This window comes from Sinorhizobium sp. FG01, from assembly GCF_002531875.1.
GTDB lineage: Bacteria > Pseudomonadota > Alphaproteobacteria > Rhizobiales > Rhizobiaceae > Sinorhizobium > Sinorhizobium fredii_C.
The window spans coordinates 29,651-55,257 of the sequence record NZ_NWTB01000008.1; the positions used below are offsets into that span (position 1 = coordinate 29,651).

The 25,607-nt window shown below is 62.7% G+C and carries 28 protein-coding genes; 10 read left to right on the forward strand and 18 right to left on the reverse strand.

Features of this window, described 5'->3' with window-relative positions:
• The first annotated feature begins 120 nt into the window (after nt 1-120).
• The 3 genes from CO656_RS14485 to CO656_RS14495 all read left to right on the forward strand — a co-directional run bounded on the left by CO656_RS14485 (nt 121) and on the right by CO656_RS14495 (nt 3,548).
• Complete coding sequence (locus CO656_RS14485; RefSeq protein ID WP_097526239.1) at nt 121-2,322, forward strand: transglycosylase domain-containing protein; 2,202 nt, start codon at nt 121-123, stop codon at nt 2,320-2,322.
• 97 nt (nt 2,323-2,419) lie between these two features.
• The gene (locus CO656_RS14490) at nt 2,420-3,007 is read left to right on the forward strand and encodes a DUF1214 domain-containing protein (protein WP_037413569.1); all 588 of its coding nucleotides are present in this window, start codon (nt 2,420-2,422) and stop codon (nt 3,005-3,007) included.
• Nucleotides 3,000-3,548 (forward strand): DUF1254 domain-containing protein, encoded by a 549-nt coding sequence (locus CO656_RS14495; RefSeq protein WP_097526240.1) that lies wholly within the window; start codon nt 3,000-3,002, stop codon nt 3,546-3,548. The genes CO656_RS14490 and CO656_RS14495 overlap by 8 nt, the downstream gene beginning before the upstream one ends.
• Nucleotides 3,549-3,636: 88 nt before the next feature.
• On the opposite strand, the gene CO656_RS14500 is transcribed toward CO656_RS14495, so the two are convergent.
• From CO656_RS14500 to CO656_RS14510, 3 genes are all read right to left on the reverse strand, one after another.
• A complete protein-coding gene (locus CO656_RS14500) occupies nt 3,637-3,807 on the reverse strand; it encodes a hypothetical protein (protein ID WP_172900164.1) in 171 nt (56 codons plus the stop codon).
• Nucleotides 3,808-4,094: 287 nt separating this feature from the next.
• Nucleotides 4,095-4,379, reverse strand: coding sequence for a hypothetical protein (locus CO656_RS14505; RefSeq protein WP_037379535.1), 285 nt, complete (start codon nt 4,377-4,379; stop codon nt 4,095-4,097).
• A 149-nt stretch (nt 4,380-4,528) separates the two neighbouring features.
• The gene (locus tag CO656_RS14510; protein ID WP_037413558.1) at nt 4,529-5,317 is read right to left on the reverse strand and encodes an SH3 domain-containing protein; all 789 of its coding nucleotides are present in this window, start codon (nt 5,315-5,317) and stop codon (nt 4,529-4,531) included.
• A 261-nt stretch (nt 5,318-5,578) separates the two neighbouring features.
• Here CO656_RS14510 and CO656_RS14515 point away from each other — a divergent pair, with 261 nt between their 5' ends.
• On the forward strand, nt 5,579-6,655 hold the full coding sequence (locus CO656_RS14515; protein ID WP_179864770.1) for a DUF2336 domain-containing protein: 1,077 nt from the start codon (nt 5,579-5,581) through the stop codon (nt 6,653-6,655).
• A 23-nt stretch (nt 6,656-6,678) separates the two neighbouring features.
• On the opposite strand, the gene CO656_RS14520 is transcribed toward CO656_RS14515, so the two are convergent.
• The 3 genes from CO656_RS14520 to CO656_RS14530 all read right to left on the reverse strand — a co-directional run bounded on the left by CO656_RS14520 (nt 6,679) and on the right by CO656_RS14530 (nt 9,613).
• A complete protein-coding gene (locus CO656_RS14520) occupies nt 6,679-7,026 on the reverse strand; it encodes a DUF1491 family protein (RefSeq protein ID WP_037413778.1) in 348 nt (115 codons plus the stop codon).
• A gap of 69 nt (nt 7,027-7,095) precedes the next feature.
• Nucleotides 7,096-8,079 (reverse strand): peptidoglycan-binding domain-containing protein, encoded by a 984-nt coding sequence (locus CO656_RS14525; RefSeq protein WP_097526241.1) that lies wholly within the window; start codon nt 8,077-8,079, stop codon nt 7,096-7,098.
• On the reverse strand, nt 8,051-9,613 hold the full coding sequence (locus tag CO656_RS14530) for a HAMP domain-containing sensor histidine kinase (RefSeq protein ID WP_179864779.1): 1,563 nt from the start codon (nt 9,611-9,613) through the stop codon (nt 8,051-8,053). The genes CO656_RS14525 and CO656_RS14530 overlap by 29 nt, the downstream gene beginning before the upstream one ends.
• 593 nt (nt 9,614-10,206) lie before the next feature.
• Here CO656_RS14530 and CO656_RS14535 point away from each other — a divergent pair.
• Both CO656_RS14535 and CO656_RS14540 read left to right on the forward strand, forming a co-directional pair.
• Nucleotides 10,207-10,638, forward strand: coding sequence for a DUF5330 domain-containing protein (locus tag CO656_RS14535; RefSeq protein WP_097526242.1), 432 nt, complete (start codon nt 10,207-10,209; stop codon nt 10,636-10,638).
• Between the two features lie 166 nt (nt 10,639-10,804).
• A complete protein-coding gene (locus CO656_RS14540; protein ID WP_037413549.1) occupies nt 10,805-11,227 on the forward strand; it encodes a SufE family protein in 423 nt (140 codons plus the stop codon).
• Nucleotides 11,228-11,388: 161 nt separating this feature from the next.
• Here the strand turns inward: CO656_RS14540 and mucR are convergent, their stop codons facing one another.
• From mucR to CO656_RS14585, 8 genes are all read right to left on the reverse strand, one after another.
• The gene (mucR, locus tag CO656_RS14545; protein ID WP_037379521.1) at nt 11,389-11,820 is read right to left on the reverse strand and encodes an exopolysaccharide biosynthesis transcriptional regulator MucR; all 432 of its coding nucleotides are present in this window, start codon (nt 11,818-11,820) and stop codon (nt 11,389-11,391) included.
• A 406-nt stretch (nt 11,821-12,226) separates the two neighbouring features.
• A complete protein-coding gene (mnhG, locus tag CO656_RS14555) occupies nt 12,227-12,586 on the reverse strand; it encodes a monovalent cation/H(+) antiporter subunit G (RefSeq protein WP_037413546.1) in 360 nt (119 codons plus the stop codon).
• Nucleotides 12,586-12,957: a cation:proton antiporter gene (locus tag CO656_RS14560; protein ID WP_037413545.1), complete on the reverse strand. Its 372-nt coding sequence runs from the start codon at nt 12,955-12,957 to the stop codon at nt 12,586-12,588. The genes mnhG and CO656_RS14560 overlap by 1 nt, the downstream gene beginning before the upstream one ends.
• Nucleotides 12,954-13,430, reverse strand: coding sequence for a Na+/H+ antiporter subunit E (locus tag CO656_RS14565; protein ID WP_097526243.1), 477 nt, complete (start codon nt 13,428-13,430; stop codon nt 12,954-12,956). The genes CO656_RS14560 and CO656_RS14565 overlap by 4 nt, the downstream gene beginning before the upstream one ends.
• Nucleotides 13,427-14,986, reverse strand: coding sequence for a Na+/H+ antiporter subunit D (locus CO656_RS14570; protein WP_097526244.1), 1,560 nt, complete (start codon nt 14,984-14,986; stop codon nt 13,427-13,429). The genes CO656_RS14565 and CO656_RS14570 overlap by 4 nt, the downstream gene beginning before the upstream one ends.
• Before the next feature lie 5 nt (nt 14,987-14,991).
• Entirely contained in the window at nt 14,992-15,369 is a 378-nt protein-coding gene (locus tag CO656_RS14575; protein ID WP_037413542.1) for a Na+/H+ antiporter subunit C, read from the reverse strand.
• Nucleotides 15,369-15,788: a Na(+)/H(+) antiporter subunit B gene (locus CO656_RS14580; RefSeq protein WP_037413541.1), complete on the reverse strand. Its 420-nt coding sequence runs from the start codon at nt 15,786-15,788 to the stop codon at nt 15,369-15,371. The genes CO656_RS14575 and CO656_RS14580 overlap by 1 nt, the downstream gene beginning before the upstream one ends.
• A complete protein-coding gene (locus CO656_RS14585; protein WP_097526245.1) occupies nt 15,785-18,154 on the reverse strand; it encodes a putative monovalent cation/H+ antiporter subunit A in 2,370 nt (789 codons plus the stop codon). The genes CO656_RS14580 and CO656_RS14585 overlap by 4 nt, the downstream gene beginning before the upstream one ends.
• A gap of 459 nt (nt 18,155-18,613) precedes the next feature.
• Between CO656_RS14585 and CO656_RS14595 the strand changes: the two genes are divergently transcribed.
• The gene (locus tag CO656_RS14595) at nt 18,614-19,108 is read left to right on the forward strand and encodes a hypothetical protein (RefSeq protein ID WP_097526246.1); all 495 of its coding nucleotides are present in this window, start codon (nt 18,614-18,616) and stop codon (nt 19,106-19,108) included.
• A gap of 11 nt (nt 19,109-19,119) precedes the next feature.
• Here the strand turns inward: CO656_RS14595 and CO656_RS14600 are convergent, their stop codons facing one another.
• The 3 genes from CO656_RS14600 to CO656_RS14610 all read right to left on the reverse strand — a co-directional run bounded on the left by CO656_RS14600 (nt 19,120) and on the right by CO656_RS14610 (nt 20,955).
• Nucleotides 19,120-19,782, reverse strand: a complete 663-nt coding sequence (locus tag CO656_RS14600; protein ID WP_097526247.1) for a hemolysin III family protein — start codon at nt 19,780-19,782, stop codon at nt 19,120-19,122.
• A 349-nt stretch (nt 19,783-20,131) separates the two neighbouring features.
• Nucleotides 20,132-20,476 (reverse strand): TraR/DksA family transcriptional regulator, encoded by a 345-nt coding sequence (locus CO656_RS14605; RefSeq protein WP_097526248.1) that lies wholly within the window; start codon nt 20,474-20,476, stop codon nt 20,132-20,134.
• A 56-nt stretch (nt 20,477-20,532) separates the two neighbouring features.
• On the reverse strand, nt 20,533-20,955 hold the full coding sequence (locus tag CO656_RS14610) for a universal stress protein (protein WP_037413534.1): 423 nt from the start codon (nt 20,953-20,955) through the stop codon (nt 20,533-20,535).
• A 351-nt stretch (nt 20,956-21,306) separates the two neighbouring features.
• Between CO656_RS14610 and CO656_RS14615 the strand changes: the two genes are divergently transcribed.
• The 3 genes from CO656_RS14615 (at nt 21,307) to CO656_RS14625 (ending at nt 24,958) form a co-directional block, all read left to right on the forward strand.
• A complete protein-coding gene (locus CO656_RS14615) occupies nt 21,307-22,194 on the forward strand; it encodes a VOC family protein (protein WP_097526249.1) in 888 nt (295 codons plus the stop codon).
• Nucleotides 22,195-22,310: 116 nt separating this feature from the next.
• Nucleotides 22,311-24,419, forward strand: a complete 2,109-nt coding sequence (locus CO656_RS14620; protein WP_097526250.1) for a S9 family peptidase — start codon at nt 22,311-22,313, stop codon at nt 24,417-24,419.
• An 11-nt stretch (nt 24,420-24,430) separates the two neighbouring features.
• Nucleotides 24,431-24,958 (forward strand): DUF1697 domain-containing protein, encoded by a 528-nt coding sequence (locus CO656_RS14625; protein WP_097526251.1) that lies wholly within the window; start codon nt 24,431-24,433, stop codon nt 24,956-24,958.
• Between the two features lie 14 nt (nt 24,959-24,972).
• On the opposite strand, the gene CO656_RS14630 is transcribed toward CO656_RS14625, so the two are convergent.
• A complete protein-coding gene (locus CO656_RS14630) occupies nt 24,973-25,587 on the reverse strand; it encodes a TetR/AcrR family transcriptional regulator (RefSeq protein ID WP_037413529.1) in 615 nt (204 codons plus the stop codon).
• Nucleotides 25,588-25,607: the final 20 nt, after the last annotated feature.

The window sequence follows — 25,607 nt, forward strand, 5'->3', positions numbered from 1 at the left end:
ATCGGAAGTTTGCAGAAAATTGCCGGTTTTTTAAGGCCGACGGCGCGATATGCAAGTAGATTGGAACGTCGCGCCGTGCAAATATCATAAGGTGGCAGAAAGCTTCGGGACAGGAAAACCGTGCAGGACCCGCTAAAAGACGAAAACCGGCCGAAGAAGCGACACATCTTTCTGCGGATCGATTCCTGGATCGATTCCACCGTGTGGAATGCCGGGTTTCGCCTGGCGGAGTGGTGGGAGGACACCACCATCTTCTTTCGCCGCTTTCGTATGCGCGGCTGGAAAAGAGCGGTTTTCGAAGTCCTCGGCGAAGGGATGACCTGGGGCACGGCCGGCTCCGTGCTGATGCTTGCGCTGGCGCTCCCGGCCTTCGAGGAGACCAAGGGCAACTGGCGGGCGCAAAGCGATTTCGCCGTGACCTTTCTCGACCGCTATGGCAACGAAATCGGCCATCGCGGCATCATCCATGAGGATTCGGTTCCGATCGACGAGCTGCCGGATCACCTGATCAAGGCGGTCCTGGCGACGGAGGACCGTCGTTTCTTCGACCACTGGGGGATCGACTTCCTCGGCCTCTCGCGGGCCATGACGGAGAACGCCCGCGCCGGCGGCGTGGTCCAGGGCGGCTCGACGCTGACGCAGCAGCTTGCCAAGAACCTGTTCCTCACCAACGAGCGGACGATCGAGCGCAAGATCAAGGAAGCATTCCTCGCCGTCTGGCTCGAGTCCAATCTGTCGAAGAAGGAAATCCTCCGCCTCTACCTCGACCGCGCCTATATGGGCGGCGGCACCTTCGGCGCTGCGGCGGCGGCTCAGTTCTATTTCGGCAAGTCGATCACCGACATCGATCTCGCCGAGTCCGCCATGCTGGCCGGGCTGTTCAAGGCGCCGGCGCGATACGCGCCGCATGTCAACCTGCCGGCGGCACGCGCCCGCGCCAACGAGGTGCTGTCCAACCTCGTCCAGGGCGGGCTGATGACGGAGGGCCAGGTGCTCGCCGCCCGCCTCAATCCGGCGACCGTCATCGATCGCGCCCAGGTCAAGGCACCGGACTTCTTCCTCGACTGGGCCTTCGAGGAGGTCCAGCGCATCGCCGCCCCCTTCGCACAGCATTCGCTGATCGTCAGGACGACGATCGACATGGGGCTGCAGCAGGCGGCCGAAGATTCGGTCGAATCGAGCCTCCGGCAATATGGCGAGAGCTACAAGGTGAAGCAGGGCGCCCTGGTCATGATCGAAAACGGCGGTGCGTTGCGCGCCATGGTCGGCGGCCGCGACTACGGCGAGAGCCAGTTCAATCGCGCCACCCGGGCGCTTCGCCAGCCCGGCTCGTCCTTCAAGGTCTATACCTATGCGGCAGCGATGGAGAAGGGCATGACGCCCGAGACGGTGGTCGTCGACGCGCCGATCACCTGGCGCGGCTGGTCGCCGCAGAACTACGCCCGAAAATATGCGGGCCGGGTCACGCTGATGAATGCGCTGGCGAGATCGATCAATACCGTTCCGGTGCGCCTCGCCAAGGACAAGCTCGGCACGGAGATCATCGCCCAAACAGCCAAGAGAATGGGCGTCGAAACGCCGATCCGCACAGACAAGACCATGCCGCTTGGGACGTCGGAGGTGACCGTGCTCGACCAGGCAACCGCCTATGCCGTGTTTCCCGCCGGCGGATTGGAATCCCGCCGCCACGGCATCAGCCAGATTCTGAATTACGACGGCGATATCCTCTACGACTTCGGCCGCGACGCGCCGCCGGCTCGACGGGTCCTGAGCGAGCAGGCCACCTTGTCGATGAACAGAATACTCACCCAGATCCCGGTCATCGGCACCGGCCGCAGGGCCGCGTTGAGCAACGGGCTCGTGACAGGCGGCAAGACGGGAACGACGCAAGCCTATCGCGATGCCTGGTTCGTAGGCTTCACCGGCGATTACACGACGGCGGTCTGGTTCGGCAATGACGACTACACCTCCACCGAGGAAATGACCGGCGGCTCCCTGCCGGCGATGACCTTCAAGCGGCTGATGGATTACGCCGAACAGGGCATCGAACATCGCGCAATCCCGGGCATCGATGCTCCGCCGGCCGAAACGCCGAAGGAGCCGGAGGCCGCCGCTGAGCCGGATGAGAACGCCTTGCCGCCGCTTGTCCGGCCGCGCTCCCTGTCTGCCGACGTGACCCGGCTCTTGAAGTCGATCGGCAATACGTTCGAGCAGGCGCCACCGCTTAAGCCCAAGGAAAAAGACGGCGGCCGGGTTGCAGCGCTCGAGGGGCCTGAGGGAACGCCAGCCACGCCTCGGGTGACAAATGCCGCGAAGAATTGACTTCGCCACGACAAGTCCGTTTTCTGGCGGCCTGCAGCGCCGCACAATCGACTCACTGCCGGCAGGATAAACAAGACATCATTCGATAGAGCCCCCCTTGTTCCGCGTTCCCCTCCTCGTCGCCCTTGCACTTCTCGTCGCCTTCGGCGGCGGCATTACCTCAGCCATATGGGCGCTGAAGGCGACCGTCGGCTTCGGATCGATCGCAATCGGCCCTTGGGTGGCCTTCCCCGAGGCGCAGACCGTCGCGGCCGACCCTTATGCAAAGGCGCACCGCGCCCGGGTCGGGGAACTGCTCTATGGCGGTGCGGAAGGCTTGAAGTTCACGGCTGCCACCGACGATAGCGGTGCGCGCCTATCGGCCGCATGCTCCTATGACATTTCCGGGATCACACCGCCCGCCCGGTTCTGGACGCTCCACACGGCGAACACCGACGGTGCGACGCTGCGACCGGGCTCCGATCTACCTTCGGCGATCAATTCGTGGACGGTGCTGCGCGCCAAGGACAGCAGTTTCGTCATTCACGTCTCGCCGGTCGCCCAGCCGGACAATTGGCTCGCCATCCGCCACACGGGAAATTTTCAGCTCGTGCTGACGTTGCTCGATACACCGACGGCCGGCTCCTCCGGACTGATCGACCTCGCAATGCCGAAGATCGTCAAGACGGGGTGCGGAAATGCGTAGGGCCCTGTTCGCGTTTCTCGTCGGGCTGGTCGGTGCCGCGCTCCTGCATATCGTCCTCGTCCTCGCCCTGCCGCGGTTCACCGGCCGCGACGCCTATACGCGCGTCCTCGGTCTTCTCGAGATGGACAGTTTCTTTCCGCTCACCGCCGAGCCGGGCCCGACCGGACTGGACAATAGCGACCCGTTTCTGCGCACCGCCGTCTGCAGCTTCTCGATCGCGGACGCGCCGGCGCGTTTCATTGCGCGCGGTGCCGTGCCGTTCTGGTCGCTGTCGATCTTCGACAGCGGCTCGAACGAAGTCTTCAGCATGAACGACCAGACCGCCGTCAATGGGGATCTCGATCTCGTCGTCGCCACACCGATCCAGCTCGTGGAGCTTCGCAAGACGCCCCCGGAGGCGCTCGCCCAGTCGATCATGATCGAGATGAAGGATGAGGAGGGCTACGCGGTCCTGCGCGCCCTGGCGCCGCTCGACAGTTTCGAGGAGCAGGTCCGCGAATTCCTCACCGATTCGAGTTGCGCGCCGTTCCGACGCCAGTGACGAGTGTATAGGGGGAATTAGAGAGGCGAACGAGCCACGCAGCGATGTCAGCGGACCCGCGGCATCAGAGCCGATCACGCCGGACCGGCTACTGCTTCTTGACCTGCCGTCCTGTCGGAGCGCTTGGCTGCGGGCCGCGCCCGTCGAGCCGCTCGTAACGGATGCCCGTGAAGAACAGCACTTTGGCACTGCCCGCGGTGACGGGACGCCTCCGCGGCATCTTTACCTTGCGGTCCTGCAATCTGATTACGTCTGCCATGCTCGTCTCCATACTTGCATGAGACGGATGAACACAGATTTCACCCTGCCCGATGGCGGGCTGGCGCATTCCCGGCATCCCCGGGCAGACGCGCCGTTCTCAACTCACTCCTTCTTCCGGTCACCCGGATCTCGTCCGTTTCAATGCAAATCAGATGCGAACCAATAATAGCCCGCCTCCTCGGATTGAGCCATAGCCCGGTTAACCATATCTTAATCCAGACCACGTCGCCTTAACCAAGTGCAATTGCCATTTCTGGTGGTATTTTAGTTCGCGCCGAAATGCCTTCAGCGTCTCGCGAAGAGGCCGACCAGGAAGGCGACTCCCGCAACGGTCAGCAGCGTCGAGATCGGATCGTCGCGGACACGCTCCCTGAGCCGTTCCGTCATCAGTTCCGCTTCCCCCTGCACGACCGCCTTGGCACCGCTGCCGATGGCCGAAACCGTTTCCGTCAGGCGCACGATCTCCGCTCTCAACTCAGCGACCTGGGCCTGCAATTCCATCTGTGTGTCGGCCGCGGTCTTTTCCGTTTCCATATCGGCGCCCACCGCTGCCAGCTTCTTTTCCGCCATTGTCTCCGCTCCTTACCTTTCGCGCGAAATCAACGCGTCGAATAGGGATTGGTTCCCGCAAAGCGCCGCCAAATGCGGACAAGAAAAAAGCGGGCGGATGGTCGCCGCCCGCCTTCGCCACCATGATCGGAGCGGAACGTGCGGCTCAGTCAGTCGTTCTCACAGGCGAAATCGTTGAACACGCACTTCGGAACCGTTCTGACTTCGCCATCCCGGCGCAGTTCGCGGAGCTGACGCGCCCGCTCTTCCTTGCGAGCTCCTTGGTAGTTTTCGGCGGAACCGTTTTCCCGTCGCTCTTCGTCGCGGCCACGGTCCCGCCACTCGCGACGCTCGCGTTCCCGCTCGCGCTGCCACTGTTGGCGCTCTCTCGCCTCCTGCCGATCTCTCGCCTGCTCACGCTCCCTGGTCCGTTGGCGCTCCCAGTCGCGCCGATCCTGCTCACGCTCCCATTCGCGCCGTTCCGCCTGCTGCCGGCGCTGCCGATCCCGGCGCTCCTCTTCGCGCCGCCACTGCCAGTCGCCTTCTTCGATCCAGTCGGGCCCGCGGCGCCAGCGATCCCGGTCGCGATAGAAATCGCGTCCTCGATAGTTGCGATCCCAGTAGCGATCGAATTCGAAGACGACCGTCGGGATCCCGAGTGGCCGATAGTATTCCGGCTCCACATAGACCCGATTGCTGCGATAGAGCGCCTGGACGTATTGGCCGGCCACCCATCCGCGGCCGCCATAGAAGGAAACGTCGCACCAGGGGCGATCGGCCAGACAGCCATGGATTTCCACGGATTCGCCCGAGGGAATAACGGTGACGGCGGGATAGCGAGTACTCGGACCCGATCGCATGTTGACATTGGCGGTGGCAAAGCCTTCTGCGGCCTCGGCTACGACCGGCATGAGCGAAAGCGCACAGAGTGCCGCCGCCCCCAAGAACGTACTCTTCACAGATACTACTCCCATAAGGAGGCCATATGGCCTTCTGCTTCGGCGGGCGAAAACCGCCCTTCCGTCCAGGCAAGGAAATAGGCCTGCATGTGGAGTTTTTATGGCTGGGCTCGACGCTTCGGCGGTGGCCGCCCCGGCGGCCGCCGACACGCGGATGCCGCAAGCCTGAATAAAGCCTCAAGGTCCATAGTTAATTCTACGCTAACGATTTCGATCTATTTTTTGAGACGTGTGCCGTTCCGAGCCATCGGCAATGGTGTCATGCTTTTGCATCTGGGATTTGTCGTGACGAACCGGTTTCGTGAGTTGGAAAGGCCGCAGACGGGCCGGCTGAAGGACGTCGTGCTGATGGCGACCGTCACCGGCTTCGAAAGCCTTCGCATCCCGCGCAAGTCCGACCTGAAGCAGTTTGCCGAACTCTTCGAACCGCTCTTCCTCGGTTCCAGCAACGAAGCGCGCCGGCAGGCGGCAGCGGCGTTGTCGCAGTGCCCGCACGTGCCCGAATCGGTCGCACTGCTCATCGGCAGCATGCCGATCTCGATCGCCGCGATCTTTCTCACCCGCTCGAAAGCGATCCCCGACCGGACGCTGATCTCGATCATCCGCCAGCAGGGCTCAGCCCATGCGAACGCGATCGCGCACCGGGAGGATATCTCGCCGTCGATCGTCGACGCGCTGGTCGAACACCATCAGTTCAGCGCCGCCGCACCCCGCGCCGCCGATATGCCTCCAGCCGCAACGGCTGCGCCGCCTGCAGCTGCAGGAGAGGATCGCCTTTCCTCCGACCGCGTAACCCGCGAAGAAGAGCTGCGCGACGCAATCCGGGCGCTGGCGCGCGCCGGATCCAGGTCTCTCCAAGAAGTCGGCCGTCTTCAGCCCATCGACGAGCTGCATCAGGCGCTGCTCATGCGGTTTGCCCGCAGCGGCGAGGCAGTCCTTTTCGCGACGGCGCTTGCCGCCACCCTTTCCGCGAGCCGCGCGCTCGCCGAGAGAATCCTGCTGGATGTTTCCGGTCAGCAGCTTGCCGTCACGCTCATGGCGCTCGACTTCCCGGACGGGGAACTGCCCCCCCTGCTTCTGGCGCTCTATCCACATCTCTCCGAAAGGCTCGGCTCATGCAACCGTGCGGAGGCTCTGATCAGGAGCATCGACCGGAAGGCCGGCCTCGAACGGGTCGAATCTTGGCTGCGCGCCGACCGCGATGGAGCTGCCAAGCCGGCGCGCCACGAAAGCCACCTCGCCGAGAATCGCGCCGCCGATCCGCGTCGGCAGGAGAGCCGGACGGCGTCCGCCCCGCCGGCCGCGGCACAGCCGAAGCGCACCGTCGGGCGAAAATAGGGCACCGCCTAATCTTCGCGGGCTCAGCGGCCGGCCTCGACAACCTGTAAAAGATCGCCGACGTCGTCGAGTTCGATCTCGACGATCCAGCAATCTGGGTCGAAGCGGACTTCAGACGACAGCGCGCCGTCGATATTTTCCCCATCCATGTTCCGCAGGCGGACTTCGAACTTGCGGAGATCATCGCCTTCGTCTTCGAAAAAGCTCTGCGGCGCCGGCGCATAGAGCGTTTCGGTGCCGAGGCGGGTGCGGTGGCGGATGAAAATCGCGCCGGCCTCTTCCGCTCCCTTGCGTAGCACCGCCGCATAGCCGCCGCTCGCGAACACGCGGCGCAGGAGCGAAGTGACGAAGATATGGGTTTTCACGCGCATTTGCGGCAGATACACGCGTGATGGTGTATATGCAATGACCTTCCGCGGCGCCGCTTTTCGGTCCGCAGTTCAGAGCGCGCCGATTTCCTTGAGCTTCTCAAGAACCTTGCCGTTCGGTTCGCCGGTCTGCGGGAGCCGGTAGTGCTTCTCGAAATGGCGGATCGCCGCCCGCGTCTGATCGCCGGCGACGCCGTCGACGACGATATCGGCGTAAGCGAGATTGCTCAGCCCCTTCTGGATATTCATGACCAGTTCGTTCGATACCGGTATTTCGGCGGGCGGCATAAGCGTCGCGTCCCCTTCCGCGGTGCGGATCGCAGCGGCGACGGGATCGACTTCGGCGGCAGTCGATTTGGAATCGGCGTAGGGGCGGTTGCCAGGCGCTGCAACGGCCACTTCGGAACGCTGGGTTGCCAGGAGCGCCTGAAGGAGATCGGGGCTCGCCACACCCGATTCCGCGCGCCCGGCTCCTTTTTCGAAGCGAAGGATGGCCGATACGGTCTTTGGACCGCTGCGGCCGTCCGGCGTGCCGTCGTAAAGGCCGAGCCGGGCAAGTTCCTTCTGGACATCGGCGACAAGGGCCGACGGCAAGGCGTTGTCCGGATCCAGCACGGATTCCGCCGGCCGCGGCAAGCGTTGCGTGGAGGAATCGTCTTGCGCGGCGACCGCGTCGTCGTCGGCCTTTACCGGAGCCGCTTCACCTTCGCGCTCGATGACGAAGGTCGTTACCTTGCGCGGCTCGACGGGCTCGCCGTTGGCGGCCGCCAAACGCTCGGCAACCTCGGACCCGACCAGCGGAACTCGGGTGCGCAACAGCGGCGAAGGATGGCTGCCGTGCTGATACCACATGGCGTTCGCCGCCACGAAGCTGAATACAACGGCGAAGGTCGCCAACCCGCCGGCTCCCAACGGATGGTGCGCGATCACTCGCCCGGCAAGGACGGCACAGCGTCCGACGCCCAGGCCCGCCAGCGCCAGTCCGCGCAACGCGATGCCCTGCCGCGGCCGTCCGCCACGTTTCCGCTCAGGCTGTTTTCGCTTGCGCGGCGCCATGTCGCCTTTCCTTGACTGTTCCTTCGGAAGCCTCTGCCTGCAATCGCAACTCGCTCGCCTTTTCGTCGCGCAGTTTCAGTCGCGGCGGAAACTCCACAGTCCCGCCTATGCTCACCTGCTGACGCTCGCAAATTCCGGTACCGTCCCGCGGTATGGTGACCACGACCACTGTCCCCTCGCCTTCCGAACTGCGGATCGAAATCCTGCCGCCATGCAATTCGACGAGCCCCCTGACCAGCGACAGGCCGAGACCGGTGCCCTCGTAGCGGCGGGTATAGTCATTCTGAATCTGGACGAAAGGTTGGCCGAGCATGTCCAGCTTATCTTCAGCAATACCGATGCCGGTATCGCTGACAGTCAGCTTCAGCATCACGCCTTCGACCTCCGCATCGACGGTGACGAGCCCGCCCTTCTCCGTGAACTTCACGGCGTTGCCGACGAGATTGATGAGGATCTGCTGGACGGCGCGCTGATCCGCGTTGATTTCGCCCACCGACCGCATCACGCGGCTTGTCAGCCTCACACCCTTTTCGCGCGCCTGATGCGACAGCATCGCTTCACAGGCGTCAATCGCGTCGGCGACCCGGAAAGGCTCCGGCACCAGTTCGTAGCGGCCGGCCTCGATCTTGCTCACGTCGAGCATGGTATTGACGACGGAAAGCAGATGCGTGCCGGACCGGTGAATCAGGGAAACATACTCGCGCTGACGGTCGTTCTCCAGCCTGCCGAAATACTCCCCGGAAAGAACGTCCGAAAAGCCGAGAATGGCATTGAGCGGGGTGCGCAATTCATGACTGACGGCCGCAAGGAAACGCGTCTTGGCATCGTTGGCCGATTCGGCATGCGCCGCCTTGGCGGCAACTTCCGCCCGCAGGCGGGCCTCGTTCGAAACGTCTCGGGATTGCGCGATGATCGCCATCAGATGCCCTTCGGCATCGCGAAGGGGCGTCAACTCGCAGCGCATATGCACGAATTGCGCTCCATCGGCAGGGGCCGACGGACGCTCGAGGCGGATATCGACCGCCGAGCATTCGCCGTCCTGGCGCAGAGCATCGACCGCCTTCAGGAAGCTGATGCGGTCGGATACGTGGATCTGCTCGATGAAGCCGCGTCCGTGCGGATCGCGCATCGACTTCAAATAGTCGGCGGCATCGCGGCCGTGAACGGACAGCACCTGCCCACGCGGATCGTGAACGGTGACGAGACCGGCAAAGAGATCGTAGGCGGCAGCGAGATCGGGCAGATCGGTCACGCCGGGCGGCTGCGCCGCCGGCACTAGGCGGCGCGCTGCGAGACTTGCGGCGGCGGCCAGCAAAGAGGCCGACGCCCAGAGCGCCGTCCCCGCCGGCAGGGCCACGGAAATGGGCAGGACCGTCGACAGGGCGAGCGGCACGATCGGCAGCACCGCCAGCGAAACGGCAGCCATGGCGCGCAGTCGTTTGAAATCATGGCGTCCTGAAACGGGCCCATCCGGACGGCGCGGCAACCATGCTGCGGCGGCTTCATCCACACGGGATGCCCATTTGCCAGCCATGTTACGCAATACACTCACGCCTTGCCCTGCCACCATTATTGTTTTTGCGAGGCGGGCGCAGCCCTCCTGCCGGCGTAAACCGAGCCACCTCGTAGTGGTTCGAATCTCGCATTCCCGACTTAATGAAAGAATAAGCGCGGTCCCTCCGCGGGCTGGCGAAACGGGCGAAAATTCCCATTTCGAAGCAAATCCGGCGGGCTTCGTCTCTTGTGGTTAACGGGGCGTAAGCAGCGGATTTTGGTGGATTTTCTGCTTTCCATTAACGATTTGGGCAGCGCCCGCCGGCGGCGGTGTCGAGCCGCTCGGGCGTGGCGGCGGCAGGGCTGCCACGATCCTTAACGCCGATCGTTAAAATGCCGGATAGTCGCCCGCCGGCAATGCCACAATCGGCCAGTTCGCTAAGATTTGAAGCAAATCCCCGCATTTCTGGAAAAGCAGTCTTGTGATTCCCGCTCTAGCGTTGCTCACGTCAAATGGCCCGAGGCGCAACAATTCGGCCACTGGGCAAAGCGTAACTAAAGGCGTAGGCAGTAGAGGGCTGAAGATCCATCCGGCGAAAACCGGGGCGGCGGCCTGACAGAGGATGGCAGACCATGTGGTTTCTCGTAAAGGCGGCGTTCTGGTTCTCGCTCGTGCTCGTGCTGCTGCCCTTCCTTGATCCGTCGAGCGGCGCCAAGCTGGAAAACGGACCGAAGGTGGAGATCGGCGACACCTTCTCCGCCGCCAATGAGGCCTTCCAGTACATCAGTGCGATCTGCATCCAGAAGCCGGACGTCTGCACGAAAGGTGCCGAAACCTTTGTCGCTCTCGGCCATCGCGCTCGTGAGGGTGCGCGCATCGCCTATGAATTCCTCGACAGCCAGTTCGCGGAGGCCGAGGCGCCCGACGCCAAGGTCATGACCGGCACTGTTGCGCCTGCCGAAAGCCTCTTGGCCGTGGAGCCGGCGAACGAAGCCATGCCGGTTTTCAAGCGCACGCCCGTCCCGGAAAAGCGCCTCGACCCCAAGGCGACGTCCGCCAAGTAAAGTCGGTCCCAAGGAACGAAATCGTCCCGGAAGCCATAGGGCTGTTCTCTTTGCAGCCCGTATCCCCTATATGAATGGGTGTACGGGACCCCGCCCTTGGGCACGGGACGGAAGCAGAGCGCAGGCGAGCGGCAGTCGATCGCAAGGCGCCACATTCGGATCAGCCATGGTTTCACTTGACCAGATCATCGACGACTTCGCCTTTCTCGACGAGTGGGAAGATCGCTACCGCTATGTCATCGAATTGGGCAAGAGCCTGCCGGAGATGCCGGAAGCCTGGAGGACCAGCGAGAACAAGGTTCAGGGCTGTGCCAGTCAGGTGTGGCTGGTAACGCATACGTCCGGCGATCCCGATGATCCGGTCCTGACCTTCGAGGGCGAGTCGGACGCGCACATCGTCCGCGGCCTGGTGGCAATCGCGCTTGCGATCTTTTCGGGCAAGCGCGCCTCGGAGATCGCCAGAACCGATGCTCTCGATATCTTCGGCAAGATCGGCCTTATCGAGCACCTCTCGTCGCAGCGTGCCAACGGTCTGCGGTCGATGATCCGGAGAATCAAGGGCGAGGCCGAGACGCGCCTGCCCGCGTAAGACCGCTCTGCAGCGGCGACCCGTCGGTCGGAGAGGCGGCGGCACCAAAAAGCCGGACTGAGACAGCCCGGCTTCCACCAAACACCAGATATTCTGCTGCCGTTCAGGCATCGGACTTCCGTACCTGAGACTTGCCCGGACGGTTGCCGGGGCGAACCCGCTTATTTGCCGCGGCGCTTGCGACGCTGACCCAGCCCCATCTCCTTGGCAAGTCGCGATCGGGCTTCCGCATAAGCCGGCGCCACCATCGGATAATCCGCAGGCAAATCCCACTTCTCGCGATACTCTTCCGGAGAGAGATTGTGGTGGGTCATCAAATGGCGCTTCAGCGACTTGAACGTGCCGCCGCATTCGAGGCAGGTGATCTGGTCATCCTGCACGGACTTGCGCACGGAGACCGCCGGCTTCGGCTTCTCGACCGGTACGATGACCGGCGCGGGAGCGGTCGTATTGTTGAGCGCCGAATGAACGTCGGCTATCAGCGTCGGCAGCTCGGCAACCGGAACGACGTGGTTGCTCACATAGGCGGCAACGATTTCCGCCGTCAGTTCAACCAGGAGTTCGTTGCTCGCACCGAGCGTATTTTCACTCATTTTTTTCTCCTATGGGAATCCAGCAACAAGTCCTGAAACGGTGTTTCAGGAGGGAGGAAATGCCAAAATGCCGCCGAACAGCGCTTTCCGCCTTGGAACTGAGCGATAACCGCGCAACGGGGGCATCGCCCCGCCGCAACATCAAGGCTCGATTCGCGACAGCGAAATCCGTCACCAAGGTGCCGCACCGTTTGGCACCTCAAAGCAACGGATAAGAATCACAACTCAAGCTGGAATTCCAGTTCAAAGTATTGATCACAACGACACTTTGCGGATACTGGCTTAACACTGATCCGCAAAATGTCAAAACATAATTTTTGGCAAAGAGCAGCATATCTATTTCAGGTCACTAAAACTGTCCGGAGTGGCGGAATTGTCCCGAAATAGAGAGTCAGAAATGACGCCATCAATGCCGCCGTGGCTCTTCCTTTTGTGGGAGCTGATCTATAACCGATTGTTTCGTCATCCTGTAACCCGCCTGATGAGCGGCTTTCGCCAGCAAATGGGCCGAGATCGGCGCCGTCAGCACCAGGAATACGAAACCGGCAAGCGCGCGAACGAAAATGGCGGGATCGAGCGAGTGCAACCCGGCGGCGACGAGCAGCAGGCCGGAACCGACGGTACCCGCTTTGGAAGCTGCGTGCATGCGCGTGTAGAGATCCGGGAAGCGCAGGAGGCCAAGCGCCGCGAGCAGCGAAAAGCCTGCGCCTGCGACGATGAGAATGGCGACCAGAATTGTGATCCCAGCGACGAAAAACGTGTCCATCAGCGCCCTCCCCGGCGTTTGCGACGGGCCGTCTCGGGAGCCCGGCCCCTCTTCAAGACTGGTTTCGCGAAGGCGGCGCCTTGTTCCGCCTCCGGCGCGAGGCCACGTGTCAGGATGAAGCGCGCGAAGGCGACGGTTGCCAGGAAGCCGACCAGGCCGAGGGCGATCCCTATGTCGATATAGAGATTGAAGCGGGTCTTGATTGCTAGGACCGCAATGAACCCGATCGCGATCGCGACCAGCATGTCGAGGCCGAGCACCCGATCCGGCAATGTCGGACCGCGGATGATGCGCAGCATGGTCATCAGCAGCGCGAGCGAGAGGAGCAGAAGCGCAAGGCTGGTCGCCCCCGCCAGGATCGCGGAAATCATCGTTCGAAAGCCTCCCGAATGCGCCGCTCGAAGCCGCGTGCAATATCCTGGCGCAACGCACCCGGATCGGCACAATCGAGCGCGTGCACATAAAGGGTCTTGCGGTCCTCGGATATGTCGACGGAAAGCGTGCCGGGCGTCAGCGTGATAAGATTGGCAAGCAGAGTAATCTCGAAATCGCTCTTGGCGGTCAGCGGATAGGCGAAGATCCCGGGCTTCAGCCCCATCCGGGAGCGCAGGACGAGAATGGCGACCTTGACCGCCGATACGGCCAGCTCCTTGAAGAACAGAGCCGCCAACAGCGTCAGCCGCAATGGTCTCAGCGGATAGGTGACGGGCTGCAGCTCGCGGCGGATCAGCCACAGGGACACAGCGCCGACAGCAAAGCCGAGCGAGAGGTTCGCTGGCGTGAAACTGGCGCTGATGGCACCCCAAATAACGGTGAAAATCAGGTTGATCTGCAGGAATTTCATTGCGGCCCACCTTCCGGGAAGACCGAGTTCACATAGGCCGACGGCTCTGCGAGCCCCGCCGCCGCGTCCTGGATTATCGCCAGCAGCGGCTCGGGATAAAGGCCGATCAACAAAGTGAGCCCGGTGAGCACGGCTAGCGGGCCGAATGCCGCGGGCGACAGCGATACCGCCTCGCCGTCCGCAGGTGGAGCCTCGCGCCAAAACGCCAGAAGGAAAAGGCGGCCGGTGACGATCATTGTCAGGAACCCGGCAAGGAGAAGCGCGGCGGCGAGCCACCAGGCGCCGATATCGAGAGCTGCCTTTACGAGCATGACCTTCGGCCAAAAACCGGAAAAGGGAGGCAGGCCAGAGACGGCGAAACACAGCATCAGGGTAAGAGCGGCAAATCCGACATGCCGGCGGTAGAGGCCGGCGAGCGCCGCAATCGAGGAACTCGCGCCGAGGCGCATGGCGATCCCCGAGGCGAAGTAAAGGCCGGTCATCACGAGCATGGAATGCAGCGCATAAAAGATGGCACCCCCAATGCCGCCCGGTCCGCCGACGGCGATACCGGCGAGCATCGAGCCGATGCCGGAGACAATGAGGTAGCCGAGAATGCGGCGGAAATCCGTCTGCGCCAAAGCGCCGAGCACGCCGACGATCATCGTCAGCGCCCCGGCGACCGCGAGGATGAAGCTCAGCTCCTCCCTTTCGACCGGGAAAAGCATGACCATCACCCGCACCAGCGCATAGATCCCGACCTTCGTCAGCAGGCCTGCAAAGAGCGCGGAGACGGCGACGCGGGGGGTATGGTAGGAAGCCGGCAGCCAGAAATTCACCGGGAAGGCGGCCGCTTTCATGGCAAAGGCGAGCATGAACAGGCCGGTGAGCGTCATCAGCGGCGCGCGGTCGCGCAATGCCTCGGCCTTCGTAGCGACGTCAGCCATGTTGAGCGTGCCGAAAACGGCGTAGAGATAGCCGGTCGCTATCAGGAACAGCGTCGTGGCGACGAGATTGAGGAAGCCGTATTTCACCGTGCCGTCTATCTGCTCAGGCTCGGAGCCCAGGACGAGAAGGCCGAAGGACGAGATCAGCAGCACCTCGAACCAGACGTAAAGATTGAAGATGTCGCCGGTCAGAAAGGCGCCCGAGACGCCGGCCATCAGCAACATCAGCAACGGATAAAAGCCGTAGCGGCGGCCGCTGTCGTTGATATCGGCAAGCGAGAAGACGCCGGCGACCAGCGCTACAAGCGCCGCGGCAAAGGCGAACAAGGCCCCGGTCAGGTCGGCAGTGAAGGCGATGCCGAAGGGAGGCAGCCAGCGCCCCATAACCATGGTCAGCGGACCGTTCTCGGCGATCTCCCTGAGCAGCAGCCCATCGATCAGCACGAGCCCGGCGAGACCGCTCATGGCAATGGTCGGATGGAGGCCGATCGGGCGGCGCAGCATGACCAGCAGCGCACCGATCGCGAGGCACCAGGCGACCGGCAGGATCACCAACCATTCGGCAAGCGTGGGCGGCGCGGCAACGAGCGCAGCGGAAAGATCGACGGAAGGGGAGATCGTAGCGGCCATGCGGGTCAGTATCCAAGCGGAGGGAGCGGCTCGTCCGCCGGTTCGGCAACGCGCATTTCGTCCGTGTTGTCGGTCGCAAGGTCGCTATAGGCGCGCCAGGAGAGGACGAGCAGGAAGGCGAAGAAGGAAAAGGAAATGACGATCGCCGTCAGGATCAACGCCTGGGGAAGCGCGTTGGCCGCCGGCGCAGCCAGCGACTCGGCCCCTTCGGGTATGATCGGCGGCACCTCCCGCGTCAGCCGACCTCCGGTGAAGATCAGCAAATTCACCGCATTGCCGAGCACTGCGACACCCAAGAGCACGCGGATGATGAATTTCGAGAGCATCAGGTAGACGGCAACAGTGAAGAAGACGCCGACCAGTAAGGCAAACCAAGCCTCCATCACTCCCCTCCCCGCTCTTCGAGCGACAGCGCGATCGAACTGATGGCGCCCACGACAACCAGGTAAACGCCGCTGTCGAAGAGCAGCACGGTCGAAAGCGGGACCTCGAGGCCGAAAACGGCCGGATAGATCCAAAGTCCGGTCATGAACGGGACGCCTGCGAAGATCGCGATCAGGCCGGCAGAGGTGGCAGCGAGGAGCCCGGCCCCGGCGATTGCCATCGGGTGGAAGAAGATGGCCCGCCTGACCGTCTCGACACCGTGCGCCATGCCATAGATCGCCAAGGCCGAAACGGCGATTAAACCGCCGATGAAACCGCCGCCCGGCTCGTTGTGGCCGCGCAGCAGCACGAAGATGGAAAAGAGCATCATCAAGCTCGTCAGGACCGGGGCGAGCGTGCGGAAGATCACCGACTTCATGCCCGTTCCTCCACCGCCGTCTCATCGGCCTCCGCGACGACGGCGCGCTTCAGCGAACCGGCCCTCAGCCGCACGAGCGCCAGGATCGCAAGGCCGGTAATCATCACCACGGCAATTTCCCCGAGCGTGTCGGTGCCGCGGAAATCGACGATAATGACGTTGACGACATTCGCCCCGTGCGCAACCGACTTCGAATAGAGGTTGAAGAAGTCCGTGAGCGACCGGTCGAAGGGTACGGCCGTGGCCCGCAGCAGAAACAGGGCGAAGCCGAGGCCGCAGGCAAGCGCGATCGTCGCGTCGCGCGCTTTCTCGGGGAGTGGCCGATGGTCGGCGGGCGAGAGCCGCAGCCGGGTCATCACCAGCGCCAACACGACGACCGACAGCGTTTCGACCATGAATTGGGTGAAAGACAGGTCCGGCGCCCCATAGAGCAGGTAGATGACGGCGACTGCGAAGCCTTGAATGCCGAGCGAGACGATCGCGGTGAGGCGGTCGGAAGCAACCACGACGGCGAAGAGACCGCCGACGGCGATCGCGATGATCGCAAGCTCGTGCAGCGGAACGTCCGCGGAGAAGAACGGGGCGCGCGGGAACTCACCGTATCGCAGTGGCATTGCCAAGAGAATGACCGCAACCAGCGAGAAGGTGGCGGTCATATAGACGTCGAGGCGGCCGCCCTGCAGGCGCCGAGTGACGGCGACGGCAAGGCGCACGAGACCACGCATGAATTGGTCGAAGCCCCGATCGGGCCCCCAGCCGATGTCGACGAGGATCGCCGCCATCGCGGCGCGCAAGCGGGCGAGATTGAGGTAGAAGGCGACGCCGAGCGCCACCGTCAACGCCGAAAGCACGAGCGGCAGACCAAGATGCGGCACGAGCGATATGTCGACCGTCCTTGGCTCGCCGGCGATCGCCGAGGCGGTGGGCGATGAGACGAACCGATGGGCGAGACCCGACAGGAGCGCGATGGAGAGCCCCTTGAGTGCGAGAACGGCCGGGCCTATCCATAGTAGCGGCGGCGCCTCATGGGCATGCTTCGGCGTGTTCACGCGCGGTCCCAGGAAAGGCTTCAGGACGACAGCGAAGGCGACGGCAAACATCAGGGCGTTGCCGAGGACAGCCAGTATCGCAAAGAGCGCGGAGCGCAAATTCGGCGCGGAGAAGGCGGAATAGAGCTCCTCCTTGGCGAGGAATCCGAAAAAGGGCGGCAGGCCACCCATGGAGAGCGCAGCGGCAAGGGCAATGGCAAAGGTGAGCGGCATGACCGAACGCAGGCCGCCGAGCTTCGTGAAGTCGCGCAATCCGGTTTCGTGATCGAGGATGCCGGCCACCATGAACAGGGCGCCCTTGAAGAGCGCGTGTGCCACGAGATAGAGCGCTGCCGCCTCGATCGCGCGGGGCGAGCCGAGCCCGATCGACATCACCAGCAGACCGAGCGAGGCCACCGTGGTATAGGCCAGCATCAGCTTCATATCGGCCTGGCGCACCGCGAGCGCCGCGCCGATCACCAGCGTCGTCACACCGAAGAGCGGCAGAAGGAGCTGCCATTCCGGTGTTCCGCCGAGGACTGGATTGAGACGCATCAACAGATAGACGCCTGCCTTCACCATCGTCGCCGAATGCAAATAGGCGGAAACCGGTGTCGGCGCCTCCATCGCATTCGGCAGCCAGAAGTGAAATGGAAACTGGGCCGATTTGGTGAAGGCACCGCCGAGGACCAACAGCAGTGCAGCGAGATAAAAGGGGCTCTCCTTCACCTCGGAGCCGAAGGAAAGCAGCAGCGAAAGCTGCGTAACGCCGCTGACGTTCCAAAGGATCAGCAGCCCGGCGAGCAGCAGAAGACCGCCTCCGCCGGTGACGACCAGCGCCTGCAGCGCGGCGCGGCGCGTGGCCTCGCGGGCGTGGTCGAAGCCGATCAGCAGGAAGGAGGTAATCGACGTCAATTCCCAGAAGACGAACAGCATCAGGAAACTGTCGGAGACGACGAGCCCCTGCATCGATCCCATGAACAGGAGGATGAAGGCGAAGAAACGGCCCTGTTGCGGGTGCCCTTTCAAATAGCCGCCCGAATAGAGAACGATGAGCGCTCCGATACCGGAAATCAGCAGCATGAAGGTCAGCGACAAACCGTCGATCAGCCAGGAAAAGCTGACATTGAAAGACGGTATCCACGCATAGCCGCCTGTCACGATTTCGCCGCTCGCGACATCCGGAAGGAAGCGCAGGAAATGCAAAAAGATTGCCGCGGGAGCAAGGGCCAGGACCCAGGCGGCATTGTGCCCGAGGAGCCTGGTCAGGCCGGGTGCGACAAGGGCCGCAGCGAAGGGAAGGCCGAGCGCCAGAAATGTCAGTGCCGTGACTTCCATCGCTTGGCGTGCTCCTTCGCCGTTGATCATCTGGTCAATTGATACCGGACATAGAAGAAGGGCTGGCTCGTCTCAAGAGAAATCGGTTGGAAGCTCAGTCAAGTGGACGGTTATACTGTGCAAAGGCAGCAAAGCCTCTGCCAAGCACCGCGCATCTACGCCGGCCGACAGCACGCGGCTGCGGTTCACTGTTCCCACAGGGGCTGCGTGGTCATGTTCCGCGGGGAACAGATAAGGAGTGGCGGCGGGACTATCGAATACGTGGCAATCCGGAGCGGCCGGGGAAGGCCAATGCGGCTGCCTCCGACCCGCAAGAGCCCTTTACGCGCCCAGCGAAAAGCGCGCAAATGTCGCTATAGGATTTTGAAATGCTGCATGTTTTGTCCTAAATCGGCTACGATTTAATGACACGTGCAGAAGGCAAAGCGGCAGGTAAATAACCGAAGGAATGCTCTGCGCATGCGCCGCGTCATATATGCATTCGCTCTCCTCTTTGGGCCCGCCCTGCCCGCTGCCGCGCAGGACGATTGGCATCCCTATTCCAACCCCCGTTTTGGCTACACGGTGGAGATTCCGCCGGGTTTCGAGATGCACCAGCAGGCCGACAACAACGACGGCGCGAGTTTTCATGCCGACGACAATGGCGCGACGCTGATCGTGTTCGGCACGCACCCGCCGGCCGGCGATTTCGAGACCGACGTCACCGACCGGATCGGCTACGAGAAAGACGACGATTGGAGAATCCTCTACTCGCGCGTCACGCCCGCCTGGGCGAGCTTCTCCGGCGCTCGAGGCCGAGAGGTCTTTTACACACGGGCGATCGCGCTCTGCGACGGCAGCGCCGCCTATTTCCGGCTGCAATATCGCAAATCGAAGCTGACAAGCTTCGATGGCGTCATCTCGCGGATGGCGTCGGCATTGCGTCCCTCGGACGATTGCCGGCCTCCGGAGTGAGTCCTGCCGCGTCAGGCGACGGCTGAAGCGCTGATGCAGTTGAGGACGGCGGAATAGTGAACGGCCGATCCGGCGACCACGAAGCCGTGCCAGATGGCGTTCTGGAACCGAAGCCGCTCCCAGACATGGAAGATGATACCGATCGAATAGATGATGCCGCCAATTAGGACCAGAACCAGCGTCGTCGCAGTGAGGGCTGCGAAAAGCGACTTGGCGGCAAGAACGCCGCCCCAGCCCATGGCGAGATAGAGAAAGATCGCCAGCCGATCGAACCGTCCCGGCAGCAGGCATTTGATCGAGATGCCGAGAAGTGCGACGGCCCATATGCCGATGAGCATCCAAAACAGGAACGGATCATCCCAACCGCGCTGGAGAAAGGGCGTATAGGTTGCGGCGATCAGCACGAAAATGGCCGAATGGTCCAGGCGGCGCAGCAACCACTTCGTCCGGCAAATGGGATAGAGATTGTAAAGAAACGACACCGACAGGGTGAGGATCAGGCCCGCACCGTAGATCCACGCAGCGGCAAGCTGTCCTGAGGTGCTCCAGACCGTCGCATAGAATATGAGGGCTGTGACGCCGACGAGCGCGGCACAAAGGCCGATGCCGTGAACAATTCCGTCGGCAATCAGCTCCGACCGGTCATAGGTCCATTTAAACTCGCTGATATCCACGCGGCCCCTCCAGATCCCGCATCGATTCCGACATCGGCACCGTGTCCCCGAACCGCAGTGATCTGGTCGAACAGACTCGCCCCAACACCGTGGCCCCTTCCGACGGATCGATTTATCGTGCCACAGAGTTCTTTGACGGCAAAGCGCCTGTTTGGGGCGAAAGGATCAAATTCCGCAACGCATTACAACAGTCGAAAGGCGCCCCGCGACCGCGTCGCGTGGCAAGGCTGATCGCGACACTGCATGTTGGATTGGATCCGCGCCGAGGCCACGGCGCGCCCTGTTCGTTGGGTAGGTCCGGGGGCGCGGGAGTATCAAAGCCCGCTCGGGCGGCGGCAATGCGCCGCCCTCATCGCGTGCGCGAGGCGACTTCGGCGGCGCAAGTCTGGCAGAGCGGAGCGTGGGGCACCGCATGCAATCTCTCCTGAGAAATCGGGTCTCCGCAGCGGGTGCAGATTCCGTAGGTTCCGGCCGCGATCCGGTCGAGCGCCGCATCGATGGCGCGGATCTCGCCCTGGCCGGCGAGCCCCAGCCCTTCGAGCACTTCATCGTTTTCCCGTTCTGTGACGCGATCCGGCACGTCGGCATTCATCGGCTGGTCCAGATCTTCCTCGATCTTCACCAGACGGCCGTAGAGCTCGTCCTTGCGGCGCAGAAGCTTGTCGCGGAAATCATCAAGCGCGTATTTGTCCATCATGGGGCTCCCTTGGGTCGCGGCGCGGCATGGCCGCACCGCATTCTTCTTGTTGATTAGCGGTCGACGAGAACGGCGCAGGGGCAGTGGCTGACGACGCGGCTGGCGGTCGATCCGATGAAATAGTCGATCAGCCCCGGACGGTGCGACGCAATGATCACCAGGTCCGCGTTCTCTTCCTTGGCGAGCGCATTGATGGTGCCGGCCGCCCCGCCGGTGCGGATCTCGATCCGTCCCTTGATGCCATGCTTGGTCTTCAGCGCCTCGAGCGTCTTGACCGCATGCTTGCGCGATTCCTCGATCATCTCGAGCGGGAAATCGACGATCATGTAGCCTTGAGCGTAGGCGTTGAGGTCCTCGACGACGTTGAGGAGGATGATCTCTCCACCCTCATCGATCAGCTTTTCGGCGATGCCGAGAACGGATTCACCGTGTTCGAGCTGATCCATCGCGATCGGGACGATAATCTTCCTGTACATACAGATACGCTCCTTCTGTTGCGTTCCGGTCGCCGGCTGGAAATCGGGCGATTCTTCGGATCCGAGGGCGGCACTCCGGCGTAACTTTCTTCCGCCTTTTCCCGCCCTGCAGATCGAAATTGAGCGGAGGCGGCGACTCCGACCATGATCGAGATCAATCGGCACCGCTTCCGCGCTCGCACCATCTATGATGAGGTAGCGCGACAGCCGCGACCGTCAACGTTCGTCGAACACAACATCAAGTAATATAATGGCTTTCCCGAACGCCTTCACGTGCTCATATTGGGCTACGGTTCCGGCGCCCCGGCAGCGCGGAGCGCCTCCCGAAAGGCGTAGCTCAAGGAAAAGACCATGAAATCGCAGCTCGTGACCAACCTTCCCGCCGATCACGCGGTGGCGATGCCCGCCTATGTCGACCGGGCGCATCTCGTCGTTCAGGACCTGCCAATGGTGTCGAGCTGGTATCAAAAAGTGCTCGGTCTCGCTTCGATCGAAGCGAGCGCCAGCGGCGAGAGGCTCGGGGTCGCCGGAAGGCCTCTGTTGACGCTGACAACCGATGCGCAAGCGACAAGGGCACCGCGCAGCGCGCCCGGTCTGTTCCACACGGCGTTCCTGGTGCCCGATCGCCGGGAGCTGGGACGCTGGCTTGCCCACGCGGCGAACAACGGCGTTCGCCTCCAGGGCGCCTCCGACCACCTCGTCAGCGAAGCGATCTATCTCGCCGACCCGGAGGGCAACGGCATCGAGGTTTATCGCGATCGGGCGCGCAGCGAATGGCGCTACGAGGTGGACGGTACAGTGGCGATGAACACCTTGCCGCTCGACCTGCAGTCGCTCTATGACGAGACGCCGGAGGAAGCTTGGAGCGGCCTTGCCGACGGCACCGTGATCGGCCACATTCATCTGCAGGTCTCCGACATTCCGCAGGCGGATGCCTTCTTCCGCGACGTCCTCGGCCTCGATCTGATGGCGCGCTATCCGGGAGCAAGCTTTTTCGCTACTGGCAAATATCATCATCACGTGGCCGCGAATATCTGGAATTCGCGAGGAGCGGCGAAACGCCAGGCCAAGATGACCGGTCTCTCAGACTACACGCTCCGCTTTCGGGACACCGACAGGCTCGCGACGGCAATTCGCAAGCTCGACGAGCTCCAGATCCCCGTGCGCGAGGAAGGCGGCATCCATCGTCTCACCGATCCGTGGGGCATCGGCCTCAATCTCGCGGCTTCGGCAGCCTGAGCTTAGCTGGCAATCCGTCGCTCTGTCCGCCGGCGCCCGGTGGCGCTTTCCGCTTGATCGCCGCCCGGGCGCTCTCTATCTCATGATCTCCCACCGAAGAGATCCCGGAGAGACCCTTGTCCGTTTTCAGAAACCTGCCCGCCGCGCCCGTCGCTCGTAAGAAGCCGCTCACGGATACGCGCCACGGCATCAGCCGGACCGATGACTACGCCTGGCTGAGGGCCGACAACTGGCAGGCTATGTTCAAGAACCCGTCGACCCTCGATCCGGAAATTCGCCGGCACCTCGAGGCGGAAAATGACTACATGAACGCCGCGATGGCGGACACCAAGGATCTGCAGAAGGCGCTGTTTGCCGAAATGCGCGGCCGCATCAAGGAGGACGATTCCTCCGTACCGATGAAGGACGGCGCCTTTGCCTATGGCACGTTCTATGTGAAGGGCGGCGAGCATCCGCGCTATTTTCGCATCCCGCGCGACGGAGCGGCGGGCGACGAGACGATCCGCCAGGTGCTGCTCGACGGCGACAAGGAAGCTGAGGGCAAGGCTTACTTCCGCATCGCCGGCCTCGACCATTCGAGCGATCATGCCCGCGGCATCTGGGGTTACGACGACAAGGGATCGGAATATTTCACGCTGAAGGTGCGCGATCTTTCGAGCGGCGAGGACCTGGCCGACGTAGTCGAGAATACCGGCGGCGGCGGTGCCTGGGCACCGGACGGCCAGAGCTTCTTCTACACCGTGCTTGACGAGAACCACCGGCCGTCGCGAATCTACCACCACGTCGTCGGCACGCCGCAGTCCGAGGATCGGCTCGTCTACGAGGAAACGGACCCCGGCTTCTTCATGTCTGTCGGAGGATCGCTGCTCGACGACTTCATCTATATCGACATCCATGATCATGAGACGAGCGAGTACCGGCTGCTTTCGACCAAGAACCTGACGGCCGAGCCGCAGATCGTGGCGAAACGCGTCATCGGTCTCGAATATTCCATGACCGAGGGCGGCGAGGTCTTCTACATTCTCACCAATGCCGACGGCGCCAAGGATTTCAAGATCATGGAAGCGCCGGCGGAAGCGCCGCAGAAGGAAAACTGGCGTGAGGTGGTGGCGCACCGCCCGGGTACGCTGATCCTCAGCCACATGGCCTATGCCCGTCACCTCGTTTGGCTGCAGCGCCGCGAGGGGCTGCCGGAGATCGTCATCCGCGACCGGAAGACAGGTGAAGAACATGCGATCGCCTTTGCCGAGGAAGCCTATTCATTGGGGCTCTCGGGGGCGGCCGAATACGACACCGACGTCATCCGCTTCTCCTATTCGTCGATGACGACGCCCTCGCAGCTCTTCGACTACAACATGGCGACGCGCGAGCGCACGCTCCTGAAGACCCAGGAAGTGCCCTCCGGCCACGATCCGGACGATTACGTCACCCGCCGCGTCTTCGCCCCGGCTGAGGATGGTGCGTCGGTTCCGCTGACGCTCCTCTATCGCAAGGACACACCGCTCGACGGTTCGGCGCCGTGCCTGCTCTACGGTTATGGTGCTTACGGCATCACCATCCCGGCCGGCTTCAACACCAATTGCCTGTCGCTCGTCGACCGCGGCTTCGTCTATGCCATTGCCCATATCCGCGGCGGCAAGGACAAGGGCTTTCAATGGTACGAAGACGGAAAAATGGCGAAGAAGTCCAACACTTTCAAGGACTTCATCGCCGCGGCTAACCATCTGAATCAGCAGAAGTTCACATCCTACGCAAACATCGTCGCCGAGGGCGGCTCGGCGGGCGGCATGCTGATGGGCGCAATCGCCAATATGGCACCAGAGAAATTCCGGGGCATCATCGCGGCAGTCCCCTTCGTCGACGTCCTGAATACCATGCTGGACGACACGCTGCCGCTGACGCCGCCGGAATGGCCGGAGTGGGGCAATCCGATCGAGAGCGCCGAGTTCTACAACATCATTGCCGGCTACTCGCCCTACGACAATGTGGAAGCTAAGCCTTACCCGGCAATCCTGGCGCTCGGCGGCCTGACCGATCCGCGCGTCACCTATTGGGAGCCGGCGAAATGGGTCGCCAGGCTCCGCGAGAAGACGACCGGCAGCGAGCCGATCCTGTTGAAGACCAACATGGATGCCGGGCATGGCGGCGCCTCGGGCCGTTTTCAGCGGCTGGAGGAAATCGCGTTCGAATACGCTTTCGCCATCAAGGTCGCCGGCAGGATGTAGGAGGACCGCCTGTGCCGGTCTATGTCGCACTGCTGAGGGCGGTCAATGTCGGCGGCACCGCTACGCTTCCCATGGCGGAGCTGAAGGCCCTCTGCGAGGGCCTCGGCTTTGCCGATGTCAAGACCTACATCCAGAGCGGCAACGTGCTCTTCCGCTCCGAGCTTGCCGAAGGCGAGGTTCAAACGAGACTCGAGGAAGCGCTGACGGTAAAGATGGGCAAGACGCCGGGCGTCATTCTGCGCAGCCGCCGTGACCTGGAGGCGATTGTCGCAAAGGCGCCGTTTCCAGACGCGAAGCCGAATTTCCTGCTCGTCACATTCCTGCCGGAAGCACCCGCCGCGGACGCGTTCGACAAGCTCGTCGCACCGGACGGAGAAGAAGTGAAGATCGACGGGCGGGAGATCTATATCCACTATCCGAATGGATCGGGTCGGTCGAAGCTCAAACTGCCGGCGCTAAAATCGGGTACGGCACGCAACCTCAACACCGTATGCAAGCTGGCGGAACTCGCCGCGGTTCTCGAGGATGAAGGCGCGTGACCCGCCCCGCGGCCTTAAGCGGCGGGCTGGAACAGCAAGCGCACGAAACTGCGGAAGACAAGGAGCTGGTCGGGCAGGCTTTTCGGCTCCTTCAAGGCTTTTGAGAGTACGATACCGCCTTCGAGGACGGTCGAGACCATGTCGGCGAGCTGATCCGCATCCAGCGCTTCCCGCGGCCGATAGACCTGCATGATGTCCCGGAACATGGCGGCGAAGCGCCGGCGCCACATCAGCGCCGCCTGGCGGTTCATCTCCTGGATCTCGCGGTCGAAGGCGCGCTCCTGGGTGCACATCGTGGCGACCAGGCAGCCCGGATGGCCGTTCGGCAAGTCGGAGAGCAATTCTGCAAGCAGCTTCAATCCGATCAGGAACGCCTGCAGCGGGTCGTCGGCAAGTTCGCGCGCCCGGCCGAAAATCTCGTCGTAGATGCGCTCGTCATTGTCGATGTAGCGCTCGAGCAGCGCCTTGGCGAGCTCGTTCTTGTCGCGAAAATGATAGAAGAACCCGCTCTTGGTGATGCCTGTCTCGACGATCAGTTCGTCGATCGAGGTGCCACCGAAACCCTTTGCCAGCACTGCGGCTTCGGCAGCATCCAGGATCTTGGCACGCGTTTCCTCGCCCTTTCGCATGGTGCACTCCTGTACCGCCG

Bases quoted from the DNA above. Each gene is read 5' to 3' on its own strand.
- CO656_RS14495 (WP_097526240.1), top strand. From the start codon at position 3,000: ATGCGTAGGGCCCTGTTCGCGTTTCTCGTCGGGCTGGTCGGTGCCGCG.
- CO656_RS14500 (WP_172900164.1), bottom strand. From the start codon at position 3,807: ATGGCAGACGTAATCAGATTGCAGGACCGCAAGGTAAAGATGCCGCGG.
- CO656_RS14505 (WP_037379535.1), bottom strand. From the start codon at position 4,379: ATGGCGGAAAAGAAGCTGGCAGCGGTGGGCGCCGATATGGAAACGGAA.
- CO656_RS14515 (WP_179864770.1), top strand. From the start codon at position 5,579: ATGCTTTTGCATCTGGGATTTGTCGTGACGAACCGGTTTCGTGAGTTG.
- CO656_RS14520 (WP_037413778.1), bottom strand. From the start codon at position 7,026: ATGCGCGTGAAAACCCATATCTTCGTCACTTCGCTCCTGCGCCGCGTG.
- CO656_RS14525 (WP_097526241.1), bottom strand. From the start codon at position 8,079: ATGGCGCCGCGCAAGCGAAAACAGCCTGAGCGGAAACGTGGCGGACGG.
- CO656_RS14530 (WP_179864779.1), bottom strand. From the start codon at position 9,613: ATGGCTGGCAAATGGGCATCCCGTGTGGATGAAGCCGCCGCAGCATGG.
- CO656_RS14535 (WP_097526242.1), top strand. From the start codon at position 10,207: ATGTGGTTTCTCGTAAAGGCGGCGTTCTGGTTCTCGCTCGTGCTCGTG.
- CO656_RS14540 (WP_037413549.1), top strand. From the start codon at position 10,805: ATGGTTTCACTTGACCAGATCATCGACGACTTCGCCTTTCTCGACGAG.
- mucR (WP_037379521.1), bottom strand. From the start codon at position 11,820: ATGAGTGAAAATACGCTCGGTGCGAGCAACGAACTCCTGGTTGAACTG.
- mnhG (WP_037413546.1), bottom strand. From the start codon at position 12,586: ATGGACACGTTTTTCGTCGCTGGGATCACAATTCTGGTCGCCATTCTC.
- CO656_RS14560 (WP_037413545.1), bottom strand. From the start codon at position 12,957: ATGATTTCCGCGATCCTGGCGGGGGCGACCAGCCTTGCGCTTCTGCTC.
- CO656_RS14565 (WP_097526243.1), bottom strand. From the start codon at position 13,430: ATGAAATTCCTGCAGATCAACCTGATTTTCACCGTTATTTGGGGTGCC.
- CO656_RS14570 (WP_097526244.1), bottom strand. From the start codon at position 14,986: ATGGCCGCTACGATCTCCCCTTCCGTCGATCTTTCCGCTGCGCTCGTT.
- CO656_RS14575 (WP_037413542.1), bottom strand. From the start codon at position 15,369: ATGGAGGCTTGGTTTGCCTTACTGGTCGGCGTCTTCTTCACTGTTGCC.
- CO656_RS14580 (WP_037413541.1), bottom strand. From the start codon at position 15,788: ATGAAGTCGGTGATCTTCCGCACGCTCGCCCCGGTCCTGACGAGCTTG.
- CO656_RS14585 (WP_097526245.1), bottom strand. From the start codon at position 18,154: ATGGAAGTCACGGCACTGACATTTCTGGCGCTCGGCCTTCCCTTCGCT.
- CO656_RS14595 (WP_097526246.1), top strand. From the start codon at position 18,614: ATGCGCCGCGTCATATATGCATTCGCTCTCCTCTTTGGGCCCGCCCTG.
- CO656_RS14605 (WP_097526248.1), bottom strand. From the start codon at position 20,476: ATGGACAAATACGCGCTTGATGATTTCCGCGACAAGCTTCTGCGCCGC.
- CO656_RS14610 (WP_037413534.1), bottom strand. From the start codon at position 20,955: ATGTACAGGAAGATTATCGTCCCGATCGCGATGGATCAGCTCGAACAC.
- CO656_RS14615 (WP_097526249.1), top strand. From the start codon at position 21,307: ATGAAATCGCAGCTCGTGACCAACCTTCCCGCCGATCACGCGGTGGCG.
- CO656_RS14630 (WP_037413529.1), bottom strand. From the start codon at position 25,587: ATGCGAAAGGGCGAGGAAACGCGTGCCAAGATCCTGGATGCTGCCGAA.